The 17,202-nt window shown below is 66.0% G+C and carries 15 protein-coding genes; all 15 read right to left on the bottom strand.

Annotated features, from left to right (window positions below; all coding sequences use genetic code 11):
• Positions 1-39 precede the first annotated feature (39 nt).
• On the bottom strand, positions 40-612 hold the full coding sequence (locus tag JSO19_RS07555; protein WP_270910784.1) for a hypothetical protein: 573 nt from the start codon (positions 610-612) through the stop codon (positions 40-42).
• The gene (locus JSO19_RS07550; RefSeq protein ID WP_270910783.1) at positions 609-1,229 is read right to left on the bottom strand and encodes a hypothetical protein; all 621 of its coding nucleotides are present in this window, start codon (positions 1,227-1,229) and stop codon (positions 609-611) included. The genes JSO19_RS07555 and JSO19_RS07550 overlap by 4 nt, the downstream gene beginning before the upstream one ends.
• Entirely contained in the window at positions 1,226-1,792 is a 567-nt protein-coding gene (locus tag JSO19_RS07545) for an RNA polymerase sigma factor (protein WP_270910782.1), read from the bottom strand. The genes JSO19_RS07550 and JSO19_RS07545 overlap by 4 nt, the downstream gene beginning before the upstream one ends.
• Positions 1,793-2,032: 240 nt before the next feature.
• On the bottom strand, positions 2,033-2,248 hold the full coding sequence (locus JSO19_RS07540) for a hypothetical protein (protein ID WP_270910780.1): 216 nt from the start codon (positions 2,246-2,248) through the stop codon (positions 2,033-2,035).
• A gap of 39 nt (positions 2,249-2,287) precedes the next feature.
• The gene (locus JSO19_RS07535; protein ID WP_270910778.1) at positions 2,288-2,905 is read right to left on the bottom strand and encodes a hypothetical protein; all 618 of its coding nucleotides are present in this window, start codon (positions 2,903-2,905) and stop codon (positions 2,288-2,290) included.
• Positions 2,902-3,492, bottom strand: coding sequence for a DNA/RNA endonuclease G (locus tag JSO19_RS07530; protein WP_270910776.1), 591 nt, complete (start codon positions 3,490-3,492; stop codon positions 2,902-2,904). The genes JSO19_RS07535 and JSO19_RS07530 overlap by 4 nt, the downstream gene beginning before the upstream one ends.
• Positions 3,493-3,879, bottom strand: a complete 387-nt coding sequence (locus tag JSO19_RS07525; protein WP_270910774.1) for an NTP pyrophosphohydrolase — start codon at positions 3,877-3,879, stop codon at positions 3,493-3,495.
• Positions 3,876-4,067: a DUF2273 domain-containing protein gene (locus JSO19_RS07520; RefSeq protein WP_270910772.1), complete on the bottom strand. Its 192-nt coding sequence runs from the start codon at positions 4,065-4,067 to the stop codon at positions 3,876-3,878. The genes JSO19_RS07525 and JSO19_RS07520 overlap by 4 nt, the downstream gene beginning before the upstream one ends.
• Entirely contained in the window at positions 4,064-4,573 is a 510-nt protein-coding gene (locus JSO19_RS07515; protein ID WP_270910770.1) for an Asp23/Gls24 family envelope stress response protein, read from the bottom strand. The genes JSO19_RS07520 and JSO19_RS07515 overlap by 4 nt, the downstream gene beginning before the upstream one ends.
• Positions 4,574-4,966: 393 nt before the next feature.
• Complete coding sequence (locus JSO19_RS07510; RefSeq protein ID WP_270910768.1) at positions 4,967-5,728, bottom strand: hypothetical protein; 762 nt, start codon at positions 5,726-5,728, stop codon at positions 4,967-4,969.
• 220 nt (positions 5,729-5,948) lie between these two features.
• The gene (locus JSO19_RS07505; RefSeq protein WP_270910767.1) at positions 5,949-12,269 is read right to left on the bottom strand and encodes a fibronectin type III domain-containing protein; all 6,321 of its coding nucleotides are present in this window, start codon (positions 12,267-12,269) and stop codon (positions 5,949-5,951) included.
• Positions 12,270-12,498: 229 nt separating this feature from the next.
• Positions 12,499-13,083, bottom strand: coding sequence for an NADPH-dependent FMN reductase (locus JSO19_RS07500; protein WP_270910765.1), 585 nt, complete (start codon positions 13,081-13,083; stop codon positions 12,499-12,501).
• Positions 13,084-13,332: 249 nt separating this feature from the next.
• Positions 13,333-14,388 carry a class 1b ribonucleoside-diphosphate reductase subunit beta gene (gene nrdF, locus JSO19_RS07495; protein WP_270910763.1) on the bottom strand — a complete coding sequence of 352 codons (1,056 nt, stop codon included), beginning with the start codon at positions 14,386-14,388 and terminating at the stop codon, positions 13,333-13,335.
• Between the two features lie 58 nt (positions 14,389-14,446).
• Positions 14,447-16,666, bottom strand: coding sequence for a class 1b ribonucleoside-diphosphate reductase subunit alpha (nrdE, locus tag JSO19_RS07490; RefSeq protein ID WP_270910762.1), 2,220 nt, complete (start codon positions 16,664-16,666; stop codon positions 14,447-14,449).
• The gene (nrdI, locus tag JSO19_RS07485) at positions 16,663-17,118 is read right to left on the bottom strand and encodes a class Ib ribonucleoside-diphosphate reductase assembly flavoprotein NrdI (protein ID WP_270910760.1); all 456 of its coding nucleotides are present in this window, start codon (positions 17,116-17,118) and stop codon (positions 16,663-16,665) included. Before nrdI ends, nrdE begins: the two co-directional genes overlap by 4 nt.
• Between the last annotated feature and the right edge of the window lie 84 nt (positions 17,119-17,202).

Genomic DNA, 17,202 nt, shown 5'->3' with positions numbered 1-17,202 from the left:
TACGCGCGAGCGCGAGCGCACGAGTGGGCGCGCTCGCGGCTAGCCGCGAGCTTTGCGCGAAGCGGCAACAGCGCCGACGCGAGCGACCGTCACTCGAACCGATGCAACGGGAAGCCCGCGCTCAGCACAATAGGCAGTAACGGCCGCTGCAGCATTTCGCGTAGCCGCGACGGCTCCCGATTCAGGGAACGCTCCAGCGTTACCCGTAGCCTCCGGGTGGGCGTCTGCTCCGACCGCAACGTCTACGTGCAAGCCGTCATCACCATGTTCAACCACTACGCGCGGGGCAGCTTGAGCCGGCTCGTTCGAGAGCGCACGCGCCCCCGCGGCAACCGCCTTCTGCAGCACACCGCCAACGTCGTATACCGCGGCAACCCCAGCGGCTTCGCGTACCGCAGCTTCGAGCTCCGCAGCCAGTTCGTGCGACGCCGGCATCGTCGCCGCGCCCAAGGGCAGCGTCGCACTTGCCGCTGCGTGCTCTGCTCTCGCGTGTTCTGCTCTTGCGTGCGCTGCTCTCGCGTGTTCTGCTCTTGCGTGCGCTGCTCTCGCGGGGTCAGCTTCGGCCGGCTCGGCGCTCATGGGCTCTGCCGCGTTTGCATCAGGGTGTCTCACCGCTGGTCTCCATTCATTGCGGGGCGTTCATGCACATCGCGCACCGTGAGGTCGACCGCGACGAGTCGAATGGTTGAGTGCACGCGAATACGGTTCTGGATCTCTGAACGTAACTGTTCAACAAGCTCAGGAATCGGCAACCCGTACCGAATGCTCACTTCGGCCTGCACCCGAACCGGTGCGTCCGGAGTGGTCAGGTCACCCTCAAACCGGCATTTACCAACGAGCGCTCCGGGTACCGCGCTCTCGGCCGAGCGAATGACGCCGCGAAGAGCACCCTCAGTGATGCCGAGGTCAAATGCCGAGTCTTCGGCTGCAATGGGAATACGCCGGCCCGCGCGCGCGTCAAGCGCGATGCTCGCGAGAATGCCCTGCACAAAGCCTTCTTCGGGCGCGGGTTCGGCGGCAGCATCAGCCTCGAGTAATTCAGGGGTGAGATCGCGAAGCCGCTCTAGCGCGTCAAGCACTAAGAGACAGCCAGGCGAATGCTCTATTTCAGGGTCATCTGGGGTTCGCCCGGCATCAAGGTAGTCAGACAGCTGCTCAACGGTGTAACCGTTGAGCTCGTCTGCGCTGACTCCAAGATGGGGAGCCCGGGAATTCAGGGGATCGTTCATCGCCATTGCTCCATTCGAACGATGATGTCTTTTCTCGCCCGGGCAAGCAAGCCTCGTACTGTAGACAGGGGAGTGCCCAACTCGTGAGAGATTTCTTCATAAGTGTAACCGCCCACTTCTCGCAACATCCAACACTCTCGCTGGGCGGCAGGAAGCTGCTGCAGGGCCTCCGAGAGCGCGGCTACACCGGCTCTCGCCTCGACCTGACGTTGCGGCGTGATCTGCTCGGGTGCAGCAGGCTCAATCTCGTCGATTCCGTCGTGTGATCTCGCCGAACGAATACGATCAATCGCCTTTCGGCTTGTGATGCGCATGAGCCAGCTCTTCACCCGCTCCGGGTTTTCGAGGGTTGGCAGTTGGTGCCATGCAGTAATAAAGGTCTCTTGAACCACGTCATCGATCTCTGCAGTGCCAGGCAGCAGGCGCCGAACGTAAGCCCGCATCATGGGTGTATAGCGCCTGATGAGTACCGCAAACGCCTCAGCATCACCGTCAACAGCACGATCAGCGAGTAACCGATCATCTGCGCACGCGAGCGAGGTGTGGGCCTGCCTCTTTCTCATTCCTCTCCCCCTTCAGAGAAGAGACTCTCGTCGTAGAGAGCCAACGGGCCCGGAGTCAGGCCCCTCTCGTTCCAGTCTGAAACCGCTCTCGCCGAGATTTCAAGGATCTTCATCTGTTGTTCACTTGTTCGTGACCTGAACGATGACAGCGTTTGGGGTGCTGCTGTAGCGAGCCGGGCTTCGGTTGCGGGCACTGGGCCCGTTGATCCGCCCGGCCTCACTTCTCACAGCACCCTCGCGTCAGCTGCCAAGCAACGCCTTGCGCGTCTTATCAAACGACTTTTGTGCGTTTTTGGCGAGGCGTCGGCGAGACTTTTTCGCCTCTGGACTCGTCCACAAACGCTCGACCTGATGCCTGAGATCTTCGTAATGTTTGCCACGTTTCTTCGCAGACTCGGCACCAACCATGTAACCGGCGATCGCGACGATCACGACAATCAAGAGATTCTTTCGCATTGCACTGTTCCTTTCGTTTTGAGCCCAGAGCAGCCGGACCTACTGCACTCGGGGTTGGTCAGCCGCGAGCCTCGCACGAATGCCAGACCGAACTGACACGAGCGCCGCAAGGTCACGGCCGAGCAGTGTTGAGAGGTTGTTGACCAGCCCAGAGACCCGCTCGACAATGATGCCCGGCGAGACGTTCTGGCGAGGAGCCACCTGAATGTGCAGCACGTCGACCCCACGAATACGCCGAGTCGAGACTTTCGAGGTGACCACGGCGTCGTCTGCTTCAAGCGAGTGCGCAAGCGCATCGGCGGCAAACGACTCTTCGAGGGTGATAGCGCCGAGCGGCCCATCACCCGGCTCAAGCCGCATGACCGATGCAGCCCGGCCACCTCCGAGCCTCGCCATGATGGTCATGCAGAGCACCACGACGATGACGGCGAGCACCACGGCCCCGAGGGTGACCCCGTTCAGGGCACCGCCATCACCCATCTGGCTGAGACGCTGCGCTTCGGTCAGCCACGCCTCAGACGAGGCGGTGACTGAGTGCCAGGCCTCGGCCGCTGCCGGCCAAAGCTGCGCCATGACGACAGCTGCTCCCGCGGCAAGCAAGACCAGGCCAACGACACCGATGACGACCCGATTCAGGCCACGGTTGGTTTCATTCATGAGAACTCTCCTCGCTCATCGGTCTTCACAACCCTCGTACGCACTTTCACGGGAGGGCGAAGTTCGTAACTGGCAAGCTCGATCTCTGCAATGACCAAGGCCCGCTCATGATCGACCATCTGTCCTGGATGAGGGCGGATCGTAATATCAGCGGTTCTGTGGCCGATACCAACAACCACGCTTGATTTCGGCAGGTCAAGTTCGCGGCGCAGGTTCTCGGCCACCGCCGAAGCAATAACACCGTTGTCGACGACCACCGAGTACCTTGAGATTTGACTCTCGTGCCGAGGTCTGCGGGCTGACGAGAACGACAGCCACAGCAGGACGAGCCCGACAAGCGCCGCCACCACCCCAATGGCCACCGCGACGCTCGCCTCAGCCCCCTCAAGGTCGGGAACCCCGGCGACAGCCGTAAGCGCTTCGTGCGGCGCGATGACGAGCGGTGCGGCTCCAACAATGTGCGCCACCAGCTCAGCTGCACCGTAGGCCGCTGCCACCATAACGATGACGAGCAGCACGACGGCCAGGACCGTTCGAGGAGAGTGCGTCTCACGACGCACAATTCTCGCTAATACCCCTTCGCGCATCTACCTCACCCGCTTTCGTGTCGGAACCACCGCGCCGGTCACCGTGATTGAAACCCGCTCAATCGTGCGGCCGGTCAGGCAGCCGCACTCTCGAGCAAGCTCCTCCTGCACGTCGCGCAACCGCTGTAACACGGGAGTTGCGCTCGCGACCGCCGCGGCGTCGGCAAGGTCAGGAATGGGTAACTTCGCCGAAACACTGATGGCAAGCCCGCGCCCCCACTCGGTGAGCGCGACCCTGACGTCATCTCTCGGCACACACAACACCTGAGCCGAGGTCTCGCGCACCACCTTCTCGAGTACCCGCTCACGAACGCTAATGCGCCCTGACGGGTGTGAGGCCATACCGAGACTCGCGCCTGCAGGTGCCAGGGCGGTCACGGCGCTCATGATGAGGTTTTCCGACCCGTGAATGCGCCAGCTACGGCGCGAAGGTCAAGCTCGCCAGACATCACCCGCCCGATGAGCGCACCGACGCCCATCAGGAGCGCGACGAGCAGAAAGCCCCAAAAGCCGAACAGCATCGCCGCAAACCCGAGCACCGCCCCAACGAGGGCTCCGGTTAGCGTTGTGCTCATGAGACTCGCGCCTCGCTGTCGTCGCCTTCGTGGTCGCTGTCTTCGCTCGGCAGGTGCACGTCATTCACGTCGACGTTCACCTCGACAACGTCAAGCCCCACGAGGCGCGAGATCGCATCGGTGACCGCTGCCCGGACATTGCCCGCAACCTCTTGAATCGGTGCGGGGTAATCGACCACGATCGTGATGTCGGCAGCCGCCTGAGTCTCGCCCACCTCGACCTTGACTCCCTGGGTAAGGTCGGTCGCGTTCACGACATCGCGGATCGCGCCAAGTGCTCGAGCCCCACCACCCCCGAGCGCGTGTACGCCTCGAACCTCGCGAGCGGCAATGCCCGCAACCTTTGCAACAACACCCTCAGCGATCGTGGTCTTGCCAGCAGAGTCTTCAGCCGATGGGTTCGGGGTGGTCGTTGAAACACGATCGACGCGTGACCCCGGTACCGGAGTCTTCGCGGCAAGATCGCCACCAGTAACAACCGTCTTGTTTGTCTCTTCTGCAGCCATGAGATGTCCCTCCGTGTGGTGTGACACCGCCCGAGGGCAATGCCACCGTTGGAGCGAAGATTATCGCTCTACCAATGAGACGCGGTGGGCTGCAAAAGTGTCACAAACTTTTTAAGATTGCGGTTTTTGGGGGTCGGCTGGGTGGCAAGGCTCGGTGGCAAGGCTGGGCTCGGGGACACGAGCGCTCAGGGGCCCGGCTGCGGTCAGCCGGGGCGGCTGGGCTCGGTTCGCGCGCTGCTCGGCGTGGGGAGCTGCGGCGCGATCCGCAATCTACTTGACGAAAAGCAGGGTGTTTCGGCGATAACACCCTGCTTTTCGTCAAGTGGGCGGCGCGGCAGGGTGCGGGAAGCGAGGTGCGCCCGCGAAGCGCGGAGCGCCGGGGCCCCGCACCCGCTAAGGCATCACGTTCCAGCGGTAGCGCGGGGTGCGCGCGAAGTCGGCGATGACGCCAGAGGGGTCGCCCTGGAACGGGAACACCGTAACGAGCTGCATGGTCGGGTGGGCGCCAGCGGCCTCAACGCCGTAGACAAGCACCGCCGGGTGGCCGTCGCGGGCGGGCAGGCAGACGACCCGGCTTCGGCGGGCGAGGCCCCGGTTCGGGGCGAGGCCCTGGGCCGGGCTGAGGTCTGGGCCCGGGCCCGTGGCCGGGGCGAGTGGGGTGGGTGTGGGGCGATCCGCCGCGGGTTTCGTCGGGAGCTGGGTCTGGGCGAGGGCCAGCGCGTCGGCTGCCGCGTCGAGGGGGGCCTCGGCGACGAGGGCGCCCTCGGGGGCGTCGGTGAGCAGCGCGAGCGTCGCGTTCATGACGCGCTCGAGCGGGGTCGTCGCGCCGCGGTCGTGCAGGTGAAAGGCGTCGGTGGGCAGGCCGAGTGCGGCGGCGAGTTTGCCGTCCAGCCAGCGCTCACGTTTGAGGCCGTAGGGGGTCATGACGTGTGAGAACCAGTATCCGTAGACGTGCAGCAGGCCGGCGTTTCCGACGGGAAAGTCGGCGTCGATGCCTGCAGCGACGTGCAGCTCGGCGAAGAGCTGCTCGTCGAACGAGGGCACGCCCGTGTTCTCGTCGATGACGGTCGAGCGGCCCCACGCGGCGAGCCTGCCAGCGGCGGCATCGCGGCGGATGAAATCGAGTACTGCGGCGCGGTCAATGGGTGCGGTCATGCCTCGACTATCTCACGGGAGGGGCCTGGGGCCGCGAAATTGTTTGCACTTTTGGGGCGTTTTCGGTGGTTTTCGGGGCAACATTGCCAACAATTTGATGAGGGGCGCGGATCAGCCCAGCCATCGGCCTGCCGGGCCCCGATCCGCACCCTGCGCGGGTACGCGAAAGCGGGGTGCACCCGGGCCAGCAGCCCCGGCGCACCCCGCCCCACCCGTCGCGTTACATCGCGGCGCGTGCCTCACGGCGGGCACGCGCGACCCACACTGAGCCACCGAGCACGAGCAACAGCACACCCGCGCCGGCGAGCATGAGCGCGGGGCCGCCTGCGGCGCCGGTTGCGGCGAGCACGGTGACCGTTCCGTCGGCGTTGCGTTCGACCTTCACCGGAGTCCACCCGACGAGCGAGCCAGCTGCGTCGAGCGCCACGAGCCGGTGCTCGCCACTCGTGAGCGAGCCGGGCAGCGTGAGGGTGAACTCGCCGCGGGCATCGGGCACGCTCCACCCGAGGAACGTCGGGGTCGAGTGCACGAACATCGCAAGCGGATCGCCCGCGTACTTCGCATCAACCCGCAACGTGAGGGTGTCGCCGTCGCGCTTCACAATCTCGAGCCCGCCCGCGCCGGCAACATCGAGCTGCGCATCCGTGAGCGGATCCGGGGTCGTGAGAGTGGGCGCGACCGGGTCACCCGGCTGGCCGGGATCGACCGGCTCGACCGGTTCCACGGGGTCAACCGGATCCACAGGGTCGACGGGATCTACGGGATCGACAGGATCAACCGGATCAACCGGCTTCGTCGGCCCGGCCACGCACTCGGCCGGGAGCGACGCCGCATCGCCCACGAGCTTCGTGCCGTCGGCCTGCTTGCAGATCTCAAAGGAGTCGACGACCTCGCCCGTGCCCACCTGGTAGGCGTTGTAGGTGAGGCGGCCGCCGTTGATCTCGATGCCCTGGTAGGTGCGCACGCCCTCGTAGGCGGTCACGCGCACCGCACCGTTGCCGGTCCAATCATTGGGGTCGGCGGTGTCGAGCTCGTACTTCTTGGGGCCCAGCACCGAGACGGCGTAAACGGGCCCGCCGTGCACGCCGCTCCCCGCGGCAGTCTCGTTCGCCTGCATGTGACCGCGACCGTAGGTGTGGTCGTGGCCCTGCAGCACGAGGTCGACGTTGTGACGCTCGATCACGTCGAGGTATGCCGCACGCAGGTGCTCGTTGTCACGCCCGACCGAGGTCGAGAAGAGCGGCTGGTGAATGCTCACGACCGACCAGTTGCCCGGGTTCGACTCGAGCTGCTCGTCGAGCCAGGCGGCCTGCATGCCCGTCCAGATGCTAATCGGATCGACCGAGGTGCCACAGCCGGCCGCGGCGAGCGCGTCTGATGCCGGGATGAGGTCGCGGGTGCCGATCGTTCCACTCAGGGTGATGAAGCGCACCCCCTGGTAGTCGATCGAGTACACGATGTTCGCGAGCGACTCGGCGATCTTCTTCTGGTACACGAGCGTGCACGCATCGGCGGCGGGGTCGACGACCGGCCCGTTGCCCGGCATGGTGAAGTGCTCATGCCACGCGTTGTACAGGCCGCCCTCTAAGAACTCGTGGTTGCCCGCGACGAGCAGCTGGTCGATGCTCGCGGTTTTCGCCGGGTCGGCGTCGAACCACTCGCCCCACTGTACGTCGTTATCGGCGTGGTTGATCTGATCGCCGGCGTGCAGCACGAGCGAGGCGTCGGGCAGCTTGGCGTAGGCCTCGCGCATGCCCTCGGCCCAGTGCGCCCGAAGTTCGTTCTGCGCATCGCCCACGTAGATGAATGAGAAGGGGTCGGCCTTCGCGCTCGCGGTCTCGAAGCTCAACCACTCGCTCCAGGCGTCTTGCCCGTCGCCCACGCGGTACTCGTAGCGGGTGCCGGGCTTGAGTCCCGTCACGGTAGCCGAGTGGCTGCGTGCCTTGTAGCTTAAGGTTTCGCCCGACTGGGTTCCCTTGCGCTCGATCGCGTCGCGGCTCGTCGCGGGTACCGCGATGACCTCTGCGGCGGATCCCTCCCGGTACTCCACCTGCCCCGCAGCGACCGACTCGTCGGTGCGCCAGGTCACGGTGCGGCCCGTGGTCGCGTCGGCCGTGGGGCTCACGATGACGCGGTCGGGGGTCGCGCTCGGCGCGTATGCCTCGATGGGCAGGTTTGGCACGCCAGGATCAACGGGGTCAACCGGGTCGACCGGAACCTCGGTGCCGTCGCCTGGTTTCGGCAGTTCGGTCCCGCCACGCGCTGCGCTCGCACCCGCGATCTCGACGCTGAAGAGTTCTCCCGCGCCGTTCGTCGTGAGGTGCACGGTTTCGACGAGCGACTGATCGGTGCCCTGCGTGGCAAGGTTCACCTCGAGGTCGGCGGTTGCTGAGACCCTCAGGCCCGTTGCGTACGCCGTGTTCTCTGCCGCCTCGCGGGGCTGCGTCACCGTAACGACGATGTGCGCGACCGCGCCGCCCTTGATGGGCTCGACCAGGAACTGGCCGACGTCGACGCCGAGCGCGTCGAGCACCTCGTTGATGTCGTCAATCTCGAGCGTGTACTCGCGCACGATCGGCTTCGTGAGCTTGCCGTCAACGAGCCCGTCGCTCTCGCCCACCTCCTTGCCGAGAATGCTGAGCGACCCAACGCTCACGCTCGCCGACGTGGGCTTCGCCTCATCGTCTGGCGCGACTGCGGTCGCACTCACGTTCTCGGCGGTGATGAGCTCGTCGAGTCCCAGCACCGTGCCGATGCGCCCCTTCTTGTCGAGCGCAAGGTGGTTCAGCTCAAAACGGTCAACCGTGACGGTCGAGGTAATGCCCTCGTCGTTCCACACGTTGCGCACGACGACGTCACCGTAGCTGCTGCCGCTGCCGAGGTCGCCCGAAGGCTTCCCGCTCGGCTTACCGGCTGCGTGCTCCTGCTCGATCGTCTCGCCGCGCTTCGGCGTTCCCGCCTCGGGCAGTTGGAAGAGACCGGGCTCGCCAATTTCGACGCCCTTGCTGAGCTCGGCGTTGATGAGCCCGCTCAGGGCGCCACCGATGGCAGATCCGCTCGCTTTGAGCCCCGTGCTGCCCACCGTCAGCGGCGAGGCGAACGCGGCCAGCTCGCCCGCTTCGCCCTCGCCCGGCCCCTCTGGGTCAACGGGCTTCGTCGGGGTCGTCACGGTGAGGGTCGCGGGCGCCGTCGGGGTGCCCTCGCCGACGCCGTTCGAGAACATGGCGCGCACGAGCAGGCCGTTCTGGGCGAGCGTGCCGGTGAGGCTCAACTCGCCGGTCGCGGCAGAGGCCACCTGCGAGGCATCAATGTCGTTCCAGGGGCCACCGAGCGCGTGGCGAAACTGCCAGCGCACGTCAGCCTCGGGGTTCGCCTCGGCGCGCGCCGTGAACGTCGCAACGCCGCCATCTTCGACCGTCACGTTCGCGGGTTCTTCGATGATGCGCGGGGCATAGGCAACTGAGAGCACCGCGGCGTCGGTCGCCGTCTCACCAACATCGTTCGTGAGCAGTGCCCGAACGCTCGAACCGTGATCTTCTGCCGCGAGCACGAGGTTCAGCGTCGGGCCGGTCTCGCCAGCGATGGCGACCCAGCCTGAGCCGCGATTCTGCTGCCACTCGACCGTCGGGCTCGGGGCGCCGTGGTAGCCAACCGTAAACGTCGCGGTCGCTCCCTCGAGCCATGATCCGGCCTGCGGCTGGGCGGTCACGACGGGCGCGTACTCGACGGCGAGCGCCGCTGCGTTACTCACTGCCGCGCCGGCAGCATTCGTGAACACTGCTCTGAACTCGGCGTTCGAGTCGTCCGCGGTCGCCTGCAGCACGAGGGTCTCGCTGTTCGCGCCCTCGATGTCGCGCCAGATGCCGTCACTGAGCCGCTGCCACTGCACCGCTGGCGCTGGGAAGCCGGTCGCGCGCGCCGTGAAGCTCACCTCGGCATCACCGCGGATCGTCGCAGGCTCAGGGTGCTCGGTCACCACGGGGGCGCCCGCTACCGTCAGGCCGCGGGTGTTGCTCTCGCCGCCAGCGTTCTTCACGCTCACGAGGTGAGCGCCGCTCGCGAGACCCTCGGGAACCGTAAACGTGAGGCTTGTGCCATCGGTCGAGACCTCACTCGGCGCGAGTGTCTCGCTTCCGAGTACGACCTGCGTTGCGGCGGTGAAACCGTGACCCGTGAGCGTCACGCTCTCGCCCGCCTTGACCGTGTTCGGCGCAGCCTGCTGCACGAAAGGCTTCACCGCGTCTGGCGACTGCGCCTGGACGGTGCCCACCACGCCGGTGAAGAAGTTCACGCGCTGACCGCTGCGGTCGTCGCCCGTGCCGTGGCGAGCACGGGTTTTGAGCAGCCCGCCGTTCTCGCCCTCGTACCGCATCTGTACGTCTGCAACAACGCGGAAAGCGCTCGCTTCAGCCTTACCTGACCCGGTCACCTGCGCAACCGGCTCGACGCGCACCCATACCGTGAGGGCACTGTTCGACTGCATCCGGTCGTAGCCCTCGCGCGCATCGGTCCAGAAGACGCCGTCGAGCACGCTGCTCGACCTCAGCTCGTCGCGGTTCCAGGTGCGGGTGAACTCTTGCGTGGTCTCGAGACGACCGTTCACGAGGTTGGCGGGGTTGCCGAGCACCCTGAGGCCTTCAAGCGTGGTGCTGGCCTCGGATGATCCGCCGACCTCTGCCCTCGCGGTCGCGGCGAGCGCCTCGGCCGTCACGATCGGGTCGCCGCCGAACAGCGCCTGCCACGGTTCGGGGGCCTCAATCGCAAGGTTCTGCGCCTCGATATTCGCGGTCATGCCCGCGAGGTCCTGGGTGATCGTGCCCCTGAAACCATGCTCACTCGTCGCCGCCGAACCGTGCCCGGTCGCGTCGAGCGCACCCGGCTCGAGACTGTACAGTGTCGAGGTCGCGGTCTCGCCAACCGGGTTCGCGATCGTCGGGTTGCTCCAGGTCATCGCCTTCGAGTTGTCTTCAGTGAGTCGCACCGCGCTCTCGCGCTGCATGAGGCCCGTGACCGTGGCACCGCCCGATGCGGGAATCTCAGGTGCGGCGAGCGCCAGCACCGTGAACTGCGCGCTTGCCTGCTGCCCACGCACGCTTACCTCGAGCGTCGCCTCGCCAACCGCGAGCGACTCGGGCAGGCGCAGCGTCGCGCTGAGGCCGCTCTCGGCCACCTGCACGTCGGCCGCAGCGACCCGCGTCTCGACGCCCTCTGCGTCAATGATGCGAACACTCGTGGCGCCCGGTGCGAAGCCAGACCCCGTGAGCGTCACAGTCTCGCCGTGCGTTGCCTGCTCTGGAGCGATGCCCGTCAGCGAGAGGGCAACCACGTCGTCACCAAGAATGGTGAGCGAGCCAGCCTCGGCCGATCCGCCCTTTGTCGCAACGACAACCGGGTAGCTGCCCGCCGCGAGGCCCTGCGGAACCACGAATGAAAGCTGCGAGCCGTCGGACGCAACCTCGGGAATGGCTGTCGGCGATCCGCCAACGGTCACACTCGTGCCACCCACGACAAAACCGGTTCCCGAAACCGAGATGCTCTCGCCGGCCTCGGCCTCGGTTGCGCTGAGCGAGGCGACCGACGGCGCCATCGCCGCTGGCGCCGAGAGCGAAGCCCCAGCGAACACCGCCTCGAGCACCGTCGAGTCTGCCGTCAGATCAGCGCCGCCAAGCCCAAGAATGAGCTTCGCTTTAATGTTCAGGGTGATGTTCGCGTCGAGGTGCAGGCCGCCCTCGGCCGGAGTGCTCGCCGTGATCGTGAACACGCCGTTCAGACTGCTCGAATCGACGAGGCCCGAGTACGAGCCGATGTCTTCTTCTTTGATGCCGAGGCTGCGCAACAGCGCGACCACGTCGTTACTCTTGACCGTGAGCTCGCGGCTCACCGGCTGCTCCAGCACGCCGCCCGGGGCCTCGATCGTTTCGCCGAGCAGGCGCAGCCCCTCGACCTTCGTCGTGGTGAGCGACTCGCCGCTGGTGCCGACCGTCGCGGTCGTCGCCACACGGTCGACCTCGGCCACAACGCCGCGCCCCAGTACCTTCGCTACTTTGTCGTTGAGCTCTTCAAGATCAATGACGATGCCCTCGATCACGGTCTCGCCCGTGATCCCCGAGGGCGTGCGGGTCACTCGATCAGAGCCGCCGCCAATCTCGATGCCACGGCCAGGCTCACTATCGACCTTGCCCTTCTTTGGGTCGGTCATAATGCCGTCAATCGGCCCCGCCTCGTACGCCTTCTCGGCGACCGCATTACCCGTGCGATCGCCCTCGGGGGCGCCGAGGCCCTCAAGCGTGTAGTCGCCAATGTCACCGAGCAGCACCGGCAGGTCGACGAGCCCATTCAGTCGGCCACTCGTCGTGCCGTCAGCGCTCAGAGGGTGCAGCGTCGCCGCCACCGGATGCGTCACGAGATCGCCGCCGACCGATGCTGTCGCCGGCGTCGCGCCGAGCGTCACACCGCCAATGAGCACCGACCCGGCAAGCGCGGCCGCGATGAAGCGCGACAGCCTTCCCGGTGGATGAAGTTGTGTAGTTCCAGACGACATGCAAGTGCTCCGTTTCTCTCGACCGCGCGCGGCCCCGACCGCAGTGACCACGCCACCACGTAGGCAGTCAAACAGCGAGAGGTAACCGGTTCGTTGCAGCCGGTGAGCGAAGAGTGAACGGCGAGCCACCGTTTTCGCAATTCGCGATGTCGGGTCGGGGTGCGGATCAGCCCAGCCCCTGGCCTGCCGGGCCCCGATCCGCACCCTGCGCGGGTAAGCGCGTCGGCCGTTACGCCGACTGGCGCGGCGACCGCTCCCGCACGAGGCCCGCGAAACGGCCCACGTAATCGCGCACGAACCCTGCCGTCGCGGGGTCAGCGAAGCGGCCCTCTGGGGTAAGCAGCGTCGGCGACTGGCCGAGAAAGACCTCGGGCTGCCCCGGCGAGGGCAGGTCGAAGTACGAGAGCGCGAGGCGCAGGTTTTTGTGGGCGCTGTATGCACCCATGCGGCCGACCGAGTGGCTGATGATGCCGAAGGGCAGGCCCTTCCAGGCCACGTCGCTGTTGGGCTTCGAGCCGATGTCGACCGCGTTCTTCAGGCACGCCGGAACCGTCCGGTTGTTCTCAGGCGTCACAAACAGCACCCCGTCGCTCGCCTTGATCGTGTCGCGAAACGCGGTGTACTCGGCCGGGAGCACCTTGTCGGGCACCGCGGGGTCGTCGTAGTCGAAGTCGTAGAGCGGCAGGTCGCGAATCTCGACGATGCGGCCCTCGAAGCCCTCGGGCAGCAGCTCGATCGCCTGCTTCGCGATCTGGCGAGCATACGAGGCGCGGCGCAGGCTGCCGACGAGCACGGTGATCTGGTGGGTGGTCATGGGGTCCTTTCGTGGTGAGGCTGTGGTGGAAGGAGGTGGTTTGACTCGGCTGGCTCTGGGGCGGGGCCCGGGGCGGCCGCGCCCAACCATTGCCTGATTTTTGCCCGGTTTTACCCCCTTTGGTGCGTTTTCGGCTCGAAAATCAGGCAATGGTTGGGCTGAAAGCGGGCCGGGCCGGAGCGGGAGCCAGGGCGCGGGTCGGGCAGGAGCCAGGCCAGCCAGCCGGCCGGCCCAGCCCCGATCCGCCCCTTAGAAATCCCAGTCGTCGTCGCTCGTGTCTTCGGCCTTGCCGATGATGTACGACGAGCCCGAGCCCGAGAAGAAGTCGTGGTTCTCGTCGGCGCCGGGGGCGAGGGCGGCGAGAATCTCGGGGTTCACCTCGGTCTCTTCGGGGCTGAAGCGCGCCGGGTACCCGAGATTCATGAGCGCCTTGTTCGCGTTGTAGCGCACGAACACGGCAACGTCGTCCATGAGCCCGAGCGGCTCGTACAGCTCGCCCGAGTACTGGAGTTCGAGCTCGTAGAGTTCCTCGAGCAGCTCGTAGGTGAACTCACGCATGCGCTCGCGCTCGGCGGGGCTCACGGCCTCAAGCCCGCGCTGGTACTTGTACCCCGAGTAGTAGCCGTGCACGGCCTTGTCGCGCAGAATGAGGCGGATCATATCGGCCGTATTCGTGAGCGTCGCGTGCACCGAGAAGTGCAGCGGCAGGTAGAACCCGGCGTAGAGCAGCAGCGACGAGAGCAGCGTCGACGACACCTTGCGCTTCAGCGGATCATCACCGTAATAGTGCGCGAGCACCTTCTTCGAGCGCTCCTGCAGGAGGTCATTCGCGACGGCCCAGCGGTAGGCGTCGTCGATCTCGGGCGTGCTCGTGAGCGTCGAGAACACCGACGAGTACGAGCGGGCATGCACGGCCTGCATGAAGGCGATGTTTGTGTAGACGGCCTCCTCGTGCTCGGTGCGGGCATCCTGGATCTGGCAGATCTCGCCGACGGTCGCCTGCACGGTGTCGAGCATCGTGAGCCCCGTGAACACGCGCATCGTGAGGGTGCGCTCTTCGGGGGTGAGCTGCTGCCACGCCGGCAGGTCGTTCGAGAGCGGCACCTTTTCGGGCAGCCAGAAGTTGGCGGTGAGGCGGTTCCACACCTCGAGGTCTTTGTCGTCGCCAACACGGTTCCAGTTGATGGGCCGCAGGCGCGCGGCGGGGTCGTGCCGGTACGAGGGCGGCGTCACCGAGATCTCGGTGAGCGGGCGCGCGGGGTCAAGGTGCGCGGCGGGGTCGTGGGCGGGGCTGGGTTCGGTCATGGTGCACTTCTTTCGGTCTGATGCGTTCGGGGTGAGGGGTGAGCGGCGGCGCCCGCGCCTACAGTGCGCACGACACGCAGCCCTCGATCTCGGTGCCCTCGAGGGCGGGCTGGCGCAGGCGAATGTAGTAGATCGTTTTGATGCCCTTGCGCCACGCGTAAATTTGCGCGCGGTTGATGTCGCGGGTTGTCGCCGTGTCTTTGAAGAACAGCGTGAGCGACAGGCCCTGGTCGACGTGGCGGGTCGCGGCCGCGTAGGTGTCGATGATCTTCTCGTAGCCGATCTCGTAGGCGTCGGCGAAGTACTCGAGATTGCTCTCGTTCATGTGCGCCGCCGGGTAGTAGACGCGGCCGAGCTTGCCCTCCTTGCGAATCTCGATCTTCGCGGCGATGGGGTGGATCGATGCCGTGGCATGGTTCACGTACGAGATCGAGCCCGTGGGTGGAATCGCCTGCAGGTACGCGTTGAAGAGGCCGTGCTGGGCCACGTCGGCTCTCAGCGCGGCCCAGTCTTCGCGGGTGGGGATCGCGAGGCCCGATCCGCCGCCTGCGTTTGCGAAGAGCTCGCGCACGCGAGCCGTCGCGGGTTGCCAGTCGCGCTCGGTGTACTTGTCGAAGTAGGTTCCGTCGGCGTAGCTCGAGGTTTCGAAGCCCTCGAAGGTCTCGCCTCGCTCGCGGGCGATGCGGTTCGAGGCGCGCAGCGCGTGGTAGGTGACGGTGAGAAAATAGATGTCGGTGAAGTCGACGCCCTCGGGTGATCCGTAGTGAATGTGCTCTGAGGCGAGGTAGCCGTGCAGGTTCATCTGACCGAGGCCGACCGCGTGCGATGCGTCGTTGCCGGCGGCGACCGAGGGAACCGCGTCGATGTTCGTTTGCAGCGAGACGCTCGTGAGCGCCCTGACCGCGAGCTCGACGGTGTCGCCGAAGTCGGGGGCGTTCATCGCTCGGGCAATGTTCAGCGAGCCGAGGTTGCACGAGATGTCGTGGCCCACCTCGCGGTAACCGATCGCGGCGTCGTAGCTCGAGGGGGTGTTGACCTGCAGAATCTCGCTGCAGAGGTTCGACATGTTGATCCACCCCGAGAGCGGGTTCTCGCGGTTCACGGTGTCTTCGAAGAGCACGTACGGGTAGCCCGACTCGAACTGCAGCTCGGCGAGGGTCTTGAAGAACTCGCGCGCGCTCAGCGTCGTCTTGCGAATGCGTGGGTTCGCGACGAGCTCGTCGTAGTGGTCGTTGATCGACAGGTCGGCCATCGCCTTGCCGTATTCGCGCTCGACGTCGTAGGGGCTGAAGAGGTGCATGTCGCGATTCTCTTTGGCCAGTTGAAAGGTGATGTCGGGAATCACGACGCCCAGAGAGAGCGTTTTAATGCGGATCTTTTCGTCAGCGTTCTCGCGCTTTGTGTCAAGAAAGCGCATGATGTCGGGGTGGTGCGCGTGCAGATACACGGCTCCCGCGCCCTGCCTTGCCCCCAGCTGGTTCGCATACGAGAAGGAGTCTTCGAGAATCTTCATAACGGGCACGACGCCAGAGGCCTGCTGCTCAATCTTCTTGATCGGGGCGCCCGTCTCGCGAAGGTTGGTGATGAGCAGTGCCACGCCACCGCCGCGCTTCGAGAGTTGCAGCGCCGAGTTCACGCCGCGGCCAATCGACTCGAGGTTGTCTTCGAGCCGCAGCAGGAAGCACGAGACGAGCTCGCCGCGCTGCGCCTTGCCCGCGTTCAAGAAGGTCGGGGTTGCGGGCTGGAAGCGCCCGCTCATCATCTCGTCGACGAGGCCCAGTGCGAGCTGCTCGTCGCCCTGCCCGAGGAAGAGTGCGGTAGCCACGACTCGCTCTTCGAAGCCCTCGAGGTACTGTGAGCCGTCGAAGGTTTTGAGCGCGTACGACGAGAAGAACTTGAAGGCGCCCAGAAAGGTCGTGAAGCGGTGGCCCGCGGCGTGAGCGCGCTCGTGGGCGAGCTCGATGAACGCGGGGCTGTAGGCGGCAAGAAACTCGGCCTCGTAGTAGTCGTTGGCGACGAGCCACTCGAGGCGCTCGGTGACGCTTTCGAAGTGGCGCGTGTTCGGCGCGACGTGCTGTTCGAGGTAGGCTCTAGCTGCCTCAAGGTCCTTGCCCAGCTGCATCGTGCCGTCGGCGGCATAGAGGTTCAGCTGCGCGTTGAGCGCGTGGTACTCCTTGCGCTCGCCAATGCCCGCGCGGGCCGGGGCTCCCTCGCCCGGTTCGGGCACGGCGGCCTCGGCCGGCGCGGAGCTCTCGGGTGCCTTCGTTTCGGTGGTCATATGGCGTTCCTTTCTGCGGGGGCGTTCGTCTCGGCCCAGAAACGGGCGAGACCGGTGTTCACGTTTTCAATGTCGCGCCCCGTGCCGAGCAGCTCGAAGCGGTACAGCTCTGGCACCCCGCACTTGCGCGAGATGATGGGGCCGGCGATGCAGTAGTGCTCGCCGAAGTTGGTGTTGCCCGCCGTGATGACGCCGCGCAAGAGGCCGCGGTTCACGGGGTCGTTGAGAAAGCCGATGACCTGCTTGGGCACGGCTCCCGCCTGCTCGCCGCCGCCGTACGTGGGCACGACGAGCACGAAGGGGTTTGCGACGCGAATGAGGCCGTCGACCCTGGGCCGAAGCGGTATGCGCTCGGCGGGCCGGTCGAGTCGCTCGACGAAGCGGCGCGTGTTTTCAGAGACGCTCGAAAAGTAGATGAGGTCGGGCGAGTGCTCCTGCCCCAGTTCTCGCACCGGGAGGGGCTCCCCCCGTCGTGTGTGTACGCTCATCACCCTGCTCCGTTCGTGTCGCTCGTCGTGTGCCCTGCGCCGCCGGTC

It is taken from the genome of Leucobacter sp. UCMA 4100 (assembly GCF_027853335.1).
Lineage (GTDB): Bacteria > Actinomycetota > Actinomycetes > Actinomycetales > Microbacteriaceae > Leucobacter_A.
The sequence above is the reverse complement of the archived record's forward strand: the minus strand, read 5'-3'. Positions and strand labels throughout refer to the sequence as shown.